Source organism: Devosia sp. MC532 (genome assembly GCF_016461625.1).
Classification (GTDB): Bacteria; Pseudomonadota; Alphaproteobacteria; order Rhizobiales; family Devosiaceae; genus Devosia.
This window is the reverse complement of the sequence record NZ_JAEMNZ010000005.1, coordinates 171,160-186,108: the sequence shown is the minus strand read 5'-3', so window position 1 is coordinate 186,108 and position 14,949 is coordinate 171,160. Positions and strand designations below refer to the sequence as shown.

Sequence of the window (14,949 nt, the reverse complement as noted above, 5' to 3'; positions counted from 1 at the left end):
GGGGCAGAGCACGGCAGTGGGGCACCGCCATGCTCTGCGCTCGTCACGCCTTCTGCGCGCCCTCAATTGTCTGGGCAACGAGGTCTGCGAACGCGATTTTAGCCGGTCGGCGCATGTAGGTGACGATATCGTCTGCGATCAGTGGCTTGTACCAGCTCTCAGCGATCACGCCGCTGCGCTTCTGGATGCCGATGACACACAGGATCTGAGCGGCGTTGCAGTCCACGTCGTGACCAATGCCGCAGATGATTTCGAGAGTTCTGTCAAAGTCGCCTTCACCAAACCACAGTGCCACGACCTGAGCGGCCGCGTTGGGGTAAACGTGGATCCAGTTGTATTCGACGTATTCTTCATCGCACTTGGCCCAAGCCGAGCGCCAATCTGGCGAGGTTTCGCAGGCGTTGCGCGCGAAAGCCAGAACGGCACCGTATTCGGTTTTGGTGGAGATGAGATCGATGGTCGAGTTCAGCAGCTCACGCGTGTCGGTGAGCGTGTAAGCGCGGGCCGCGAGAACGGCATTGAACACTTCGCCCAAAATGCCGTTACCGGCTGCCGAGATTTCTGCGTCCATATAAGCAAGACGCGCAGCTTCCCGTGCCTGGCCGGGAACGACCATTCCGCAAATAGTGCCGCGCATCTGGCCGCCGATCCATTCATCGAACGGGTTGTCGAGCGAACCGGAGACCGGCGGGAGAATACCGCGACGGATATTGTTGAGCGCGATGGCTTCTGCCGACCAACCGAGCGGGATCATGCCGGTCCAACGGGCGGCAATGTCTTCACCGGTCACAGCCGAACCCTTTTCGCGATAGGCTTCGAGGAAGGCGATCTCGAAGGTGATATCGTCGTTATAGGTGTTGGGTTCGCGCGGGTAGCTGGTAATCGGGCCGAACACTTCGGCAATGTTATCAGCCGTGTAGCCTTCGAGCGCGGTGCCGGCAGCGGCGCCAACGAGCTGACCGAGCCAAGCGGCGCGGGTCTGATCGGCAAAGTCTTCGCTGGTGGTGTCGACCGCTTCATCAGCGGGCCAAGTTACGGCCGCGTCGAACTCTTTCCAAGACTTGTAGCGCAGCGTCTTTTGCGACTTGTGTTCTGGATCGGGCTTTGCGGCCTGCATGATGGCGCGCAGGCGCATGTCGATCATGTAGAGGTTTTCGTAGTCGCCAGCGGCAACAGCATCAAGACCTTGCTGGAGTAGGTCAGCGTAAGGCGCGAGGATATAGCCCTTGTTTTCAAGCGACTGCAGCGCGCCGGCCATCAGGCTTTCTGGGGCCGCGGAACCCGGAACATTGCTGGACCAAAAGAGCTTCAGGTTGAAGTCCGTCCCGGCCATGACATCGGTCGCGTCCCAGGTCTGTTCTTCAGCGGTCCGCACGACAGGCTTGGTGTCGCGCAGTAGATCTCGGGTGAGTTCCCAAGCTTTCATAGCAATAGTCCTTCGTCACGCTGCGGAAGTCGGAGCGCTCGCAAACCGCCTGATGAGCGGCGTTTAATCGTGTAAACTTCTAAGGGGATTTTCTGGCGGGCGTCAAGTCGGAGTGGGCAGGGGTTAGTATTCCCTTGGCGTCGGAGGCGTTTTCAGCAAATAAGGGGCGGGTGAACGGGGGATTTGATCGGAATGATTAAAGGGCGCGGTCCGACCATCAAAGACGTCGCAAGAGCTGCGGGCGTATCTTCCGCTACAGTCTCTTACGTGTTGAACGATCTTAATAAAGTCTCGTCCGAAGTGGATAAGCTTGTCCGCAGGGTTGCGGCCGAGTTGGGCTATACGCGCAATAACGCGGCTCGTGCGCTCAAGACCGGGCGCAACAATACTATTGGTTGCCTCTTGCCTAGCTTGACCAGTCCGATCTTTCCCGAAATCGCACAGGCAGTTCAGAGGCGCGCTGAAGCGCATGGCTTCGCTACCGTTGTTGTTGATTCTGGTACCGAGATTGAGCGCGAGGAGAATTTGATCCAGACGCTGATCAACCATGGAGTCGACGGGGCCGTCGCCCTCCTTCATCCCGGCTTTGATATGGACGGCATTGAACACTTCCCGCTGGTCGCGTTGGACTCTCCCCATCTCGGCCTCGATAGCATCATGTCTGATCATTTCGTCGGTGGGCGGCTGATGGCAGAGCACCTCATCGCTCTGGGTCATAAGCGCGTTGGCTATCTGCGCGGACGACAGGAGCTTTTCTCCTCGGAAAGTCGGCGGGAGGGATTTCTCGCCACAGCCTATGGGCGGCTTGAGATTGTATGGGAGCACGAGGTTGATCTCATTCCCCAGCTGCCAGAAAGCGCCATAGAGGCCATTGGTCGGCGCGCGGTGACAGCTATTGCCTGCGTGAATGATTTGGTTGCGATTGCGGCCCTGAGTGCATTGAAAACATTCGGACTTCGTGTTCCGCAAGATGTCTCTGTCATCGGCTTTGACGACATGCAGATGAGCAGTTGGCCGCTGATTGACCTGTCCACCGTGCGTCAGCCTCTGGACAGATTGGGCGAAGGGGCCGTCGATCTGCTCATCCAGCGCATTAAGGCGCCGGGGATAAGCCGCGAAGATCGTGTTGTGCCAGTCTCATTGGTGCCGCGCGGCTCAAGTGGGCCATGGTCTGGCGAATAGACGACCGATGCGAGCTGTCTCTCACATGATGAACAGAGTTGGCGATTTTTGTCGTGCTGCATAGGTTAAGCTGAGATGGAAGGAACTGGGCTGAGGCTCAGTTTCGACTTCCATCTCCGGCTGGCAAAGGCGGTTTCCCAATGACGACAGAAGTTCGCGCGCCGCGCGTCATAACCCTGATTTTGCTGGCTGCCCTTGCCGTCTTGCCGTTGAATTTCATCGTTCCGTCGCTTTCGGCTTTGGCGAGGGAGTTCGAGGTTGATTACGGCGTTGTCGGCTTGGCGCTGGCTGGGTATGCTGGCGTATCGGCGTGTTTGCAGCTGGTGCTTGGGCCACTTTCTGATCGTTTTGGCCGCCGCCCGGTTATTCTCGCTGCCCTCGCGGTTTTTCTTGTCGCCACGCTCGGCGCGGCCTTGGCGCAAGACGCGACCAGCTTCCTCGCGTTTCGTATGGTGCAGGCGGTGATTGCGCCGGTTTATGCGGTGTCTTTGGCCTCAATTCGCGATGTTCATACGCGCGAAGAGGCCGCGAGCAAGATTGGCTATATCGCGACGGCTTGGGGCATTGCCCCTTTGCTCGGGCCAAGCATCAGTGGGGTCATAGATCAAGTGTTCGGGTGGCGCGTCGGTTTCGCGCTACTGGCTGTGTTGGCGGTTCTGGTGCTGGTTCTGTGCTGGTCTGATTTCCGCGAAACCAACTATAAGCGGTCGACCTCTGTGCTGTCGCAAATGCGGGCCTATCCGGAGTTGCTGTCGTCGCAGAAGTTCTGGGCATATGCGCTTTGCATGTCTTTCTCCATGGGCGGATTTTATGCGTTCCTGGCTGGCGCGCCTCTGGCCGCACACGCGCTCTATAACATTTCGCCCGCAACCCTCGGCCTGCTCTTGGGGACAATCACGGTCGGCTTCATGCTGGGTAGTATTTTTGCCGGGCGTTTGTCGGGCAAGCTCGAGCTGTCTCGATTGCTTCTGCTCGGGCGGCTTTTGGCCATCGGCGGGCTCTTGGGTGGGCTGCTCGTCGTGTGGGCAGGGGCAGACCATGTGCTGATGCTTTTTGTGCCGTGCATGTTTGTCGGCTTTGCCAATGGCTTTACGCAGCCGAGCGCCAATGCGGGGGCAATTTCGGTCAAGCCGCAGCTGATTGGTAGTGCCGCGGGACTTGCCAGCGCGATTTCCGTGGGCGGGGCCGCCGTTATCTCAGGATTGGTCGGCGTGATCATTACGCCTGAGAACGCGCGATATTCCCTGCTCCTAATCATGCTCGCCACGGCAGTCGCTGCGCTTGTCGCCGCCCTCGTGGCAATCCGAGCGGAGCGGAAAGCCGCATAGGACTCGCGGCGATTAGGCCGACTGCAATTTGGGAACCCCATCGGCGTGACAGGATTTTACCCTGACAAGTTCTGTCACTCAGCGCGGCGAGACTTTTGCCGGGCTGGATTTGGCCAGACGACATGGAGAGTTTTCAACTATGCGTTTCGTGACCAAAATTTCGAGCATTGCCATTGCGCTAGCAATCACGACCACGATGACCCATGCACAGGTCGTGGTTGCCTCTAAAATTGATACGGAAGGCGGTGTGCTCGGCAACATCATCTCGCAGGTGCTGCAAGCCAATGACATTGCAGTGACAGAGAAAATCCAGTTGGGCGCAACATCGGTGGTGCGTGAGGCCATTCTGGCCGGTCAGATCGACATCTATCCAGAATACACCGGCAATGCGGCTTTCTTCTTCAATAAGGCCGATGATCCGCTCTGGACCAATGCCGAACAGGCCTATGCCGAGGCGGCGAAGCTGGACCTGGAGGCCAACAAGATCGTCTGGCTTGCCCCTGCGCCTGCCAATAACACCTGGGCGGTTGCGCTCCGAAGAGACGTCGCCGAAGCCAATGGGCTCGTGACCTTTTCTGACTTTGGTAAATTTGTTGCCGGAGGCGGAGAGGTGAAACTGGCGGCTTCGGCAGAGTTTGTCAGTTCGCCCGCAGCCTTGCCGAAGTTTCAGGAGGTGTATGGGTTTACCCTCAAGCCTGAACAATTGGTGACGCTCGCTGGTGGCGATACGGCGGCCACTATTGCTGCGGCCGCTCAGCAAACGGATGGCGTGAATGCTGCCATGGTCTATGGCACTGACGGCGCAATCTCGGCTTCCGATCTTGTCGTTCTGGAAGATGACAAGGGCGTGCAGCCTGTGTACCAGCCAGCGGCAATCGTCCGTCAGCAGATTATCGACGAGAACCCGCATTTGGAGCACATTTTGGGCCCGATCTTCGAAGGACTTGATCTGGCAACTCTGCAAGAGCTGAATGGTCGGGTTCAGGTCAATGGCGAGGCAGCCAAGGATGTGGCTGTGAGTTGGCTCACTGAGCAGGGCTATCTCTAATTAGCCCGTCGCTGTCTTGGCGATGAGCGTGGTTGAAAGCCAAGCTGCACCTATGGGGCACGCGTGGTGTGATCGGCTCGGCGTGATTATCGCCGGGCTGGTTGCGTTTGCCTTGTGGTCGCCATTGGTCGTTTTCAAAGCCAACCGTATCGTGCCCGGCCAAGCCTTGGGCTGGGTCGATGCGCTCCCTGCGCCCTTGGGCTTTGTGGCCATGGGCGTGTTTGGGAGCGTCGGCGCTCTCGCCCTGCTGCGGTTTGACCCGCGTTGGCGGCTTGTTCTGGCCTTGGCGTCCCTTATTGGCCTAGCCGTCGCACTGGGTTTTGCGGCGGACATGGCAACCACAGAGGGCGACAAGATTTCCCGGACCGCGCCTGCCGGTGGGCTGTGGATTGCAGCGCTGGCTTTCGGGCTTTTGGCGACGGATAGCGTCGTTAAACTCAGGCTCGGTCCGATGGCACGCGTCGCACTCGTGGTGCTGATGGCGGGTCTCGCGGGGGCCGCTCTCTGGTTTGGGCTCTGGGAAAATGTCTCGGTGCTGCGCGAATATGCCAATCAGGCTGAGGTATTCTGGCGTGAGCTGGGCACCCATATTATCCTTGCGCTGGGCTCGCTGGCAGCGGCAGTTGTCGTTGGCATTCCTCTCGGCATTGTTTTGCATAAAGCAAAGCCGATCCGGGCCGGCGTCGTCGGCGTATTGAGTGCGATCCAGACCGTGCCCTCCATTGCGCTGTTCGGTCTACTGATTGCGCCTTTGGCCTGGGTCTCGGCCAATATCCCCGGAGCGGCCAATCTGGGCATAGCAGGGATCGGTCCCGCGCCTGCCATGGTCGCGCTATTTCTCTATTCTTTGATGCCGGTCGTCGCCAACACTCTTTCTGGCCTTGCTGCTGTGCCAGCCGCTGCCAACGAAGCTGCCAAAGGCATGGGCATGACCACATGGCAGCGGATGATGCACATCCAGCTTCCGCTCTCCTTTCCTTCGCTCCTCACAGCAATCCGCGTGGTGCTGGTGCAAAACATTGGCCTTGCGACCATTGCCTCGCTGATCGGCGGCGGAGGCTTAGGGGTCTTTGTGTTTCAAGGCGTTGGTCAGACGGCGATGGATCTGGTCCTGCTCGGTGCCGTGCCGACGGTGGCGCTGGCCTTTGCCTCCGCCGTTGTTCTTGATGCTTTGGTTGAAGGTGTTTCCACGAAGGGGCGCACATGATCGAAATTGACCATGTTTTTAAGCACTTCGGCGACAAATGCGTTGTCGATGACGTCAGCTTCACCGTGGCGGATGGCGAGATCGCGGCTATCGTGGGGACATCTGGGTCGGGGAAAACCACGCTCTTGCGGATGATCAATCGGCTGGTTGAGCCCAGTTCCGGCGCAATCCGCATTGATGGACGCGATATTTCGACAGTCCCACCCCATACGCTGCGGCGGGAGATTGGCTACGCCATTCAAGGGCATGGCCTTTTTCCGCATCGCACTGTTGCGCAGAATATTGCGACTGTGCCCAGTCTTTTGGGCTGGGAACAGAGTCGGATAGCGCGCCGTGTTCATGAACTGCTTGAGCTGTTTCAGTTACCTGAACAGGATTTTGCGGAGCGCTATCCCAGTGAACTTTCTGGCGGGCAGCAACAGCGCGTTGGCGTTGCCCGCGCGCTCGCGGCGGAGCCAAAAGTCTTGCTTATGGATGAGCCCTTCGGCGCGCTCGATCCCATTATTCGATCGCGGGCGCAGGAAGACCTCAAACACATTCAGCGACGCCTAGGGACGACTGTGGTGCTCGTGACCCATGACATGGCTGAGGCCATAGATCTGGGGGATAAGATCGCGGTTATGGATCAGGGCAGGCTGGTTCAATATGACGTGCCGCTCGAGATTGTTGTCAAACCTGCAACGCCATTTGTTGGGGCCTTGCTGGGGAGCGGGGAGCGGGCGTTCCGACGCCTTGCGTTGCAACCCATTGGCACCTTCATTGAGGCGGGTGAGGCCAGCGGGCTGCCACTGGGCCAGCACGTAACACTGCGCGATGCGCTGGAGGAGGCATTGTGGAGCGGGCGCAAGGCCGTGCCCGTGGCTGACGCGCAAGGGGCAATCATTGGACGTGTGACGCTCGACACGGCCATCCGGCAAGCGGCGAGGCCACAATGAGGTGGGGCGCGCTGATCAATATAGCTGTGCTGGCCATCCTTGTCGCATTCATTGCGCAGCCGCAGTGGTTTGAGCCTGTGTTCGCGCCTCTCGCCAAGGAGGGCCAGCCGGTGATTTATACGCAGAACACGGTGTTGAATCTGGTGCTGAGCCATTTAGGTCTGGTGCTGGCGGCGACACTTGCGGGCGCTGTATTGGCTGTGGGACTGGCGATTTTGGTGACGCGGCCTTTCGGTCGGGAATTCCTGCCGCTGTCGCGCACGCTGGCCAACGCCGGACAGACCTTTCCGCCTGTGGCGGTTCTGGCGCTTGCGGTGCCCATCCTGGGGTTTGGTACAGCACCGACGCTTCTGGCGCTGTTTCTCTATGGCTTGCTGCCGATCTTTGAGAATGCGCTAACGGGGCTAAGCTCGGTGCCACCCCAAGTTGCGGAAGCCGCAGATGGTGTCGGCATGACCGAATGGCAGAAGCTGACTCAGGTGGAATTGCCTATTGCTATGCCTGCGATTTTGGCAGGCATTCGGATTTCGGCGATTATTTCGCTGGGAACGGCAACGATTGGTTCGACTGTTGCCGCCTCGACCTTGGGGGAGACGATCATCGCAGGATTGATCAACTCCAACATTGCCTTCATCGCTCAGGGGGCGCTGGTCGTTGGGCTGTTGGCTATTATTATCAACGATCTGTTGCAGGTTCTAGAACGCCGGGTGAGCCGCTATCGCCTTGCTGCGCGGTAATTATACGTGGCGGAAAGAGTTTGAACTTTCTCAAAAGTATGATTGTTTGACGCGTAGGTTTTGGGCTTGGAGGGGACCATGACGAAGACACGCGCTCGGCTTGCTGAGCTCATTCGCTGGCAGGTTCCCGAGGCAGCAGTCATTGATAGCCTCGAAACGCGGCGTGACGGCTATGTTCTTGAAGTTCTAACGCTTCAAATCGGCGAGGAGCAGGTGCGGGGGCTGCTGACCAGGCCGCTTGACCATGTCGGGCGCGGGCCAGCGATCCTTTATGCGCATTCGCATGGTGGCAACTATGATATTGGCGCCGAGGAGTTGATCCGGGGGCGGGAGTATTTGCTCGATGGGCCCGGGCCTGCTTTGGCGAAAGCGGGCTATGTCACCCTATGTATCGACATGCCGTGCTTTGGTCGACGTAACACCGTTACTGAAGCGAGCGCGTCTAAGGCATTGCTTTGGTATGGGAAATCGCTTCTTGGCAAAATGCTCAATGAAGAAGCTGCCGCATTGAGCTATCTCGCCAGCCGAGACGATGTTGATCCCGGTCGCATCGGCGCGCTGGGCATGTCCATGGGGTCGACGCTGAGCTATTTTCATGCCGCCTTGGACGAGCGCATTGCCGTCGTGGCCCATCTCTGTTGCTTTGCCAATCAGAGGGAGATGATCGCCTCCGGGGCGCATGACGGTCACGGCATCTATATGGTCGTGCCGGGCTTGCTGGAAGAGTTCGACGCCGGACAGGTGGCAGCTTTAATCGCGCCGCGCCCGCAAATGGTGTGCATCGGTGAAGACGATAGCCTGACGCCGCCAGATGCGTTCAAGGCTGCTTGGCTGGAACTTGAAGCAGCCTATCTGGGTAAGCCAGAAGCGCTCGACCTGCTGATAGAGCCGGGTGTTGGCCATATGGAAACGCCCCAGATGCGGGACAGCGTTTTATGGTTTTTCGAGCGCTATTTGAAAGCCGCTGAGTCGGCTTAAGTGGGCCGCAATTGGCCGGATTGACCGATGGTTGGCGGGACCGGCACGGTAGGTACGGCCTTCCCAAGGGGTAAGGTCAAGAGTGTGGAACCCATATGCGTGTTTCTCCCTTAAGGCACCGCACACGCGTAAAAATTGTTCCGTGGCCGATCTCCTTGGGATTTGGCTACTATAGTCGCCTGATGCGTAAAATTTGGTCAGGGTGATACAAATCGCCACTTTGACCCAGGCGGTATGCGGACCTAGCCCTAGAGGGCCGCAATCCGAAGGAGAGGAAGGCAGATGCAAGAGCCCGTCTCTAACCAGAAGCGCGTATGGCCAGCGATGAAGCGTGGCCTCAAGTGCAAGTGCCCAAATTGTGGGAAGGGATGGCTATTCCATCACTATCTCGAACAGGTGGATGTCTGCGCCAACTGCAATGAACCAATCGGCGAGTTTAAGGCCGGGTTGTTTACCAGCCTCGTGGTCATCACGCTCATTGTTCATGTTGTCGCTGTGTTGATGCTGGATATGGAACTGCGGGGAGCGAATGACCCGATGTTCTATCTCTATATTTTGGTGCCGGTGACGCTTTTCGGCTCGCTCGCGGTGATGCCGCCCATCAAAGGGGCGATCATTGGCATGATGTGGGCCAAAGGCTGGAGCGACGAGCAGGACCGCTGAGGCCCAATCGTCGATAGACTGCTAAAAGGCCCCCGCAGGGGCCTTTTGTGTTTTGGCGACTAGGCCTTGAGCACCACAACCTTGGTGCCGACCGGGGTTCGGTCGAACAGATGCTTGGCGTCTTGCGTGAGCAGGCCGACGCAGCCACTGGTGATGTTCTTGCCGATCGTCTCCGGCATGACGGTGCTATAGATGGTGTAGAGCGTGTAGCGCCCATCTTGGTACAGATAGAGCACCCGCGCCCCGAGTGGATTGTCGAGACCGGGGGCCATGCCGCCTGCATATTTTGCGACTTCAGGTTGGCGGGCAATCATCTCGCGTGGCGGGGTCCAGACGGGCCACTCTGCCTTGCGGCCGATGTAAGCGTCGCCATTCCAAAGAAAGCCTGCGCGGCCAACATTGGCGCCGTAGCGCGTGGCCATGCCATTCCCCTCGATGCGATAGACGTAGAATTTTCCTGGGTCGACGATGATCGTTCCCGGCGCCTCATTGGATTTATAGGCGACCGTGCGGCGCAGATACCGTGGGTCGACCTTGTTCAGATTGACGGCCGGGACCGGGAAACGTTCTTTGGGCAGAGGACCATAGGCGAGCAGAGCTTCCTCGTGCGACATGCCGCCGCCCATGCTGGTGCACCCGGCCAGCGTTAGTGCCGCTAAAGACGCTGCGCCAAACAGAACATGGCGACGATTAAGTCCGATATTGGATTGTACTTCGGTCATATGAGACTCGTCCTCAAGCCAAGCTTGTCCTTTGATGAGAAGGAGAGTGTTCTGCTCTCGAACTCTTGGCAAGTGCTCTGGAATTATTTGATCAGCGAGTGAGGCGCCCTGTGCGACTGGGTCATCACCTTTTGTTGGCTCGCGAAAATTGAAAGAGAATTTTAGCGGTTTTGGTGGCCAGTGAACCTGTCGATCACTCACTGGTTTGCCATGCGTATTTTTGCTGCCGCAGTTCTTTCTTTGGCTTTCACCGCGCCGCTCATGGCCGATGAGCTTTGGCGCTATGAGGGCGGTGCGACGCCCATTGCGTGGTTTGAGACAGACAAGGCCCAGTTTCAGTTTGCGTGTCGCGGCGGAACGCTCACCATGGGCTTTTGGGTGAAGTCACCGGACAAAGCTGTGGTGGGCGCGAGTTCGATTAGCGTGGCGATTACCCCGGACGCGGCTTCTGGTAGCCGGGTGTCATCTGGGGGTGGAACAAGCTTTGCCCAGGACATGCCATTGGTGCATCTGGATGGAAGTTCGGTGATCGTGCGGGGCCCCGTGGCGCGGCAGTGGGCGCGGATTGCGCAACAGGCGCGAGACAGCATGCGGGTTGCCTTTGTGCGAACGAAAGGCGGCGGGGCTTTTGATCAGCTCGATACGCATGTGTTTGGCGCGCGTGGCTCCAAGACGATGATCGGAAAAGTCTTGGAGACATGCGGCTGAGGTTCGGCAGGGGTTGGCCTAAAGGCTCGCGGCGCGCACTACGAGTCTGCAGTCTCTTGGCCGATGGCCCAGGTGACGCCGAAGGGATCTTTTAGCTGGCCGTAGATATCACCCCAGAATTGCTTTTCGAGCGGCTGGCCGACTGTGCACCCTGCCGCCAAGGCGCGGTCCCACCACATCTGGGCGTTGTCGACGTGAATGTGCAGATTGAATGCTTGGGGCGGGACGGCGGGATAGCCGTAGTCGGGAAAGAAGTCGCTGAGGAAGATCGGCGTGCCGTTGATGTCGATATGGGCATGCATGATCAGCTTGCCGTCCTCGCTTGGCAGGGCGTGGCGCTCTATAGCGCCAAAGGCGACCTTGTAGAACTCGATCGCTTTGCGTGCGCCATCGACGCTGAGGTAGGGCGTGACGCCCCCAAATTTGCTCGCGGTATCCATCGTGTTGTCCTCCTTGGCGAGCAGCCTATGCCTCTGTTTGGGGCATAGCAATATTGCGTGGCGTGCCACGGGCTCAGAGCAAAAAACGTGAACATGCGCCGCGTGGCTGCGGGCCCGCGGGTCGAGATCTTGGCCTGAGGCGTGGGACTGCTGCACGAGGCGAAGATGACTTCAGTGCCGGTCCTCCGGCGATGAAAAAGGTTAAGCAAGCATCGCCTCGTGCGCCATCGGCAACAAACCGCCGATATCGCTCATAAATGTGTCAGGGGCATCCGGCCATCCCTGAACGCATACCCCCGGAAAAGCCCCAGGCGGGCGGTCCAATATCTGGGGGCACGTCATTGCCTATCAACCCGAAGTAGAGTGCCACGTTTAATGTCGGAAGCACCAAGTAGTTTAATAGGATGAGTGCCCGATCTGGCAATTCAAGTGCATTAAACTCGAAGTCAGCACCATACGGTGTGCCGTATTCTATCGTCCCGAGCCAGACGGAAAAGGTGAGTGCAAGCGTCCCGGCTGCCGAAGAGGCGAAGCGCAAACGTCTCGCAGCTGGCGAGTTGGGCCTCGATATCTACAAGATGCGTGAACGCTTGGCCGAAAAGGGCCTCAAATACGTTTGAGGCTGCGGACACTGCGAATAGCAGATCATGAGAGGCCGGGTATTCGGCCTCTCATCGGGGCCGAAGTGTACGCCGAGTAGTGCACTCGTGTGTTTTACGGTCGATGGACGACTTGGACCGCGGTCACGATGAGGCGCTCAACGGTTTTTCCGTCGTCGCTGGCTAGCGAACGGCAGGTGCCGTGCATGTGGAACGACTTGGTTTCTAAGCCAATTGCGAGAACAGCGTTGCCGACCATGGCCTGAGCGCTCGCGGTGCCGCCAGTTCCCTCAATTGGGTCCAGTAATCGCACATCGTCTTGGGTGAAGCCGTTTGCTTCGGCCCATTCCCACGCTGCAATTTCAGCGGCCTGTTCAGCCTCGCTGAGTTCGGGGCGGCCCTTAAAGGCAGGCAGGTAATGTCGGCCTTGGGCGAGGGTATCTAAGAAGCTTGGAATTTGATCTGGCGTAAGGCGGCCATAGCGGGCGCGCTGTGGCATGACAATGACCGAAGGGGCGAAGTGACAGCCGCCAAAGTGGGTGGTCTGCATCACATCAAAGCCAAACGCTCCGGCCTGTTCTCGAAGGGCTTTGTAGATGGGGAAACCATAGCGTGCGCAACACGCATTCACCTTGGCATCAGTGCAGCACAGAATGACCGGTCGCGGCAAAACGGGACCGCTCAGTGGCGTGCCGTCCGCCCAAGCGCGAATGAGGGCTACGGCTTCGGTCTGATTTGCGGGTAGGGCGGTGCGGCTGTCGGGAAATGACACCAGTTCCAAGTCTGGGCCGCCGTCGCTCTCAAGCAGCCCGACATAGCAGTTCGGCCCGTAGGACTCGTGGATGGCGCGTTGCAGAACCTCATCCAAACCAGCCGACTGGTACCGTGGCCGACGCCATTTCCCTTTCGGCCAGCGGATAAACATGTGGCGCAGTGCCATTGCCCCGGTGCCGGCGAGCGGCTGGGCAATGGCGTAATCAGTGCAAAAGTCCATGGTTGAGGTTCTGCAGCCAGGCTTTAGTCGGCCTTCGCTGGATCAACGCCATAGATGGCGGCGATTTCGTCCAGCAACATGTTGGCGCAGAAAATGCCGCCACCCGTGTTCCATACCAGTTCGCTCACGCGCTGGGCTTTGCCCGACTTGACGGCCTCAAGGTTCTGCCACAACGGGTCACTGGTCCACTCGGACAAATTCGCCTTGGCATCTTCTGGGTCGGCATCATCGGAGAAGTAGAAGATACGGTCGCCGGCCATGTCCGGGATACGTTCCTTCTGGATTTCTTCTGCAAACTCATCCTTGTTCTGAGCTGCAGGACGTTGGAAGCCCATCTGGCCGAGAATGCCACCGGCGAAGGTGTCCTTGTAGTAAAGGCGGACACGACCGGGAGCGAAGCGAACCAGCGAGATCTCTTCAGCAAGCCCGTCACCAATGGAATTGGCGATCGTGGCGGCGCGGGCGTCGAAATCGGCCAGCGCCTGCTTGCCTTCCTCTGCCTTGCCGACGGCTTCGCTATAAAGGGTCATATTATCCTTCCAGCTACCGCTCAGGTCCTCGGCGAAAACCGTTGGGGCAATGGCGGACAGCTGGTCGTAAATCTTCTCCTGACGCACTTTGTTGCCAATGATCAAGTCTGGCTCAAGGCTGGCGATGACCTCCAGATTGACAGCATTTTCAGTGCCAAGGGCGACCGTGTCCTTGAGCGCTTCGCTTAGGTGCGCATACCACGGATCGCCGTCCCAGCTCTGGACCGCGCCAACAGGGATCACGCCGATAAAGACCAGCGCCTCAGTGCCTTCATTGGTCAGCATGACCACGCGCTGGGGCGCGTCTGGAACTGTTGTAACGCCCATGGCGTGCGTCACTTCGCGGGCCGCACTCGATCCGGCGAAGCCGAAGAGCGCCGAGCTCAGCACTGCGGCTGTTAGGAGGGATTTGATCATGGTTATTTGGTTTCTCTTGCGGATAAGGAGCGGGCCCGCAGTCGGGCCCGCGTTGAGGCTTATTTGCGGGTCGCTGGAAGCCCATAAATGGCTTCAATATCGTCAAGCATTACATTGGCAGCGAGGATGCCGCCGGCCGTATTCCAAGTCGCGTCCGACACGCCCTGGGCTTTGCCAGCGGCGACGACGGGTAGCGCGGCCCACAGGGGGTCGGCCATCCATTCAGCGGCTGCCGTGTCTGCCGCGCCATCGCCGGTCTCGTAGATGAAGTAGAACAGACGGTCGCCTTGGAACTCAGGGATACGTTCCTTGGTCACCTCGTCGGCAAATTCGTCGCGGTCCTGGTTCGCCGGACGGGCAAAGCCGATCTGGCTCAGAACATTGCCGGCAAATGTGTCATTCAGGTAGATTCTTGTGCGTCCAGCCATGAAGCGAACGAGCGAAATCTCTTCTGCTTTGGCATCGCCAAGCGCAGCGCTCGTGGTCGCAATACGCGCGTCATAGGCGGCAAACGCAGCTTCAGCTTCGGCGGACTTGCCGACAGCCTCTGCATAGAGCTCCATGTTGATCTTCCAGTCGCCGCGCAGGCGCTCGGAAATCACCGTTGGGGCGATTGCCGACAGCTGTTCGTAGATCTGCTCATGGCGGATTTTGGTGCCGATGATCAGGTCTGGCTCAAGGGCAGCCAGAAGCTCGAGGTTAATCGCCGACTCTTCTCCCAGAACGGTCACATCGGCCATTTGATCGGCGATATGGCCATACCATGGGTCGCCAAGCCAGGAGCGGACTGCGCCGACTGGCGTAATGCCGACGGCGAGCAGTGCCTCCGTCCCTTCATTGGTCAGCACCACCACGCGCTGCGGCGCGTCTGGGACTTCTGTCGTGCCCATGGAATGGGTGACTTCACGGGCACCGGCCGATGACGCGAAGGCCGCAACACAAGCCACCGAGGCGGCGATTACAACAATCTTCAGATTGCGCATTTTGCACCTAACTTGACATTGATAGTCATGAATGCGCATAGCTCACACCAGA

Annotated in this window: 15 protein-coding genes and 1 pseudogene; 10 read left to right on the top strand and 6 right to left on the bottom strand. The window is 58.6% G+C overall.

Annotated features, from left to right (window positions below; genetic code table 11):
• Positions 1-43: 43 nt before the first annotated feature.
• On the bottom strand, positions 44-1,426 hold the full coding sequence (locus tag JHC09_RS08570) for an ADP-ribosylglycohydrolase family protein (RefSeq protein ID WP_199531600.1): 1,383 nt from the start codon (positions 1,424-1,426) through the stop codon (positions 44-46).
• Between the two features lie 192 nt (positions 1,427-1,618).
• Here JHC09_RS08570 and JHC09_RS08565 point away from each other — a divergent pair, with 192 nt between their 5' ends.
• The 8 genes from JHC09_RS08565 to JHC09_RS08530 all read left to right on the top strand — a co-directional run bounded on the left by JHC09_RS08565 (position 1,619) and on the right by JHC09_RS08530 (position 9,504).
• On the top strand, positions 1,619-2,608 hold the full coding sequence (locus JHC09_RS08565; RefSeq protein WP_199531599.1) for a LacI family DNA-binding transcriptional regulator: 990 nt from the start codon (positions 1,619-1,621) through the stop codon (positions 2,606-2,608).
• Between the two features lie 140 nt (positions 2,609-2,748).
• On the top strand, positions 2,749-3,936 hold the full coding sequence (locus JHC09_RS08560) for a Bcr/CflA family efflux MFS transporter (protein ID WP_199531598.1): 1,188 nt from the start codon (positions 2,749-2,751) through the stop codon (positions 3,934-3,936).
• 139 nt (positions 3,937-4,075) lie between these two features.
• Entirely contained in the window at positions 4,076-4,984 is a 909-nt protein-coding gene (locus JHC09_RS08555) for an ABC transporter substrate-binding protein (RefSeq protein ID WP_199531597.1), read from the top strand.
• A 52-nt stretch (positions 4,985-5,036) separates the two neighbouring features.
• Positions 5,037-6,191, top strand: coding sequence for an ABC transporter permease (locus JHC09_RS08550; protein WP_199531674.1), 1,155 nt, complete (start codon positions 5,037-5,039; stop codon positions 6,189-6,191).
• Positions 6,188-7,126, top strand: coding sequence for an ABC transporter ATP-binding protein (locus JHC09_RS08545; protein WP_199531596.1), 939 nt, complete (start codon positions 6,188-6,190; stop codon positions 7,124-7,126). Before JHC09_RS08550 ends, JHC09_RS08545 begins: the two co-directional genes overlap by 4 nt.
• Positions 7,123-7,863 (top strand): ABC transporter permease, encoded by a 741-nt coding sequence (locus JHC09_RS08540; RefSeq protein ID WP_199531595.1) that lies wholly within the window; start codon positions 7,123-7,125, stop codon positions 7,861-7,863. Before JHC09_RS08545 ends, JHC09_RS08540 begins: the two co-directional genes overlap by 4 nt.
• A 78-nt stretch (positions 7,864-7,941) precedes the next feature.
• Positions 7,942-8,841: a dienelactone hydrolase family protein gene (locus tag JHC09_RS08535; protein WP_199531594.1), complete on the top strand. Its 900-nt coding sequence runs from the start codon at positions 7,942-7,944 to the stop codon at positions 8,839-8,841.
• 282 nt (positions 8,842-9,123) lie between these two features.
• Positions 9,124-9,504 (top strand): DUF983 domain-containing protein, encoded by a 381-nt coding sequence (locus JHC09_RS08530; RefSeq protein WP_169196408.1) that lies wholly within the window; start codon positions 9,124-9,126, stop codon positions 9,502-9,504.
• Between the two features lie 59 nt (positions 9,505-9,563).
• Here the strand turns inward: JHC09_RS08530 and JHC09_RS08525 are convergent, their stop codons facing one another.
• Positions 9,564-10,226, bottom strand: coding sequence for a L,D-transpeptidase (locus JHC09_RS08525; protein WP_199531593.1), 663 nt, complete (start codon positions 10,224-10,226; stop codon positions 9,564-9,566).
• Positions 10,227-10,406: 180 nt separating this feature from the next.
• On the opposite strand from JHC09_RS08525, the gene JHC09_RS08520 reads away from it, so the two are divergent.
• Entirely contained in the window at positions 10,407-10,934 is a 528-nt protein-coding gene (locus tag JHC09_RS08520) for a hypothetical protein (protein ID WP_199531592.1), read from the top strand.
• 38 nt (positions 10,935-10,972) lie between these two features.
• Here JHC09_RS08520 and JHC09_RS08515 read toward each other — a convergent pair whose 3' ends face one another.
• Positions 10,973-11,374, bottom strand: a complete 402-nt coding sequence (locus JHC09_RS08515; protein WP_199531591.1) for a VOC family protein — start codon at positions 11,372-11,374, stop codon at positions 10,973-10,975.
• Positions 11,375-11,889: 515 nt separating this feature from the next.
• Here JHC09_RS08515 and JHC09_RS08510 point away from each other — a divergent pair.
• A pseudogene (locus tag JHC09_RS08510) lies at positions 11,890-11,994 on the top strand (4-carboxy-4-hydroxy-2-oxoadipate aldolase/oxaloacetate decarboxylase); the annotation flags it as partial.
• Positions 11,995-12,088: 94 nt separating this feature from the next.
• Here JHC09_RS08510 and JHC09_RS08505 read toward each other — a convergent pair.
• Genes JHC09_RS08505 through JHC09_RS08495 form a run of 3 tightly spaced genes read right to left on the bottom strand, consistent with a single transcriptional unit; the run spans position 12,089 to position 14,897 of the window.
• Positions 12,089-12,967, bottom strand: a complete 879-nt coding sequence (locus JHC09_RS08505) for a sucrase ferredoxin (protein WP_199531590.1) — start codon at positions 12,965-12,967, stop codon at positions 12,089-12,091.
• A 23-nt stretch (positions 12,968-12,990) separates the two neighbouring features.
• Positions 12,991-13,914 (bottom strand): iron-siderophore ABC transporter substrate-binding protein, encoded by a 924-nt coding sequence (locus tag JHC09_RS08500; RefSeq protein WP_199531589.1) that lies wholly within the window; start codon positions 13,912-13,914, stop codon positions 12,991-12,993.
• A 59-nt stretch (positions 13,915-13,973) separates the two neighbouring features.
• Positions 13,974-14,897 (bottom strand): iron-siderophore ABC transporter substrate-binding protein, encoded by a 924-nt coding sequence (locus JHC09_RS08495; protein WP_199531588.1) that lies wholly within the window; start codon positions 14,895-14,897, stop codon positions 13,974-13,976.
• Positions 14,898-14,949: the final 52 nt, after the last annotated feature.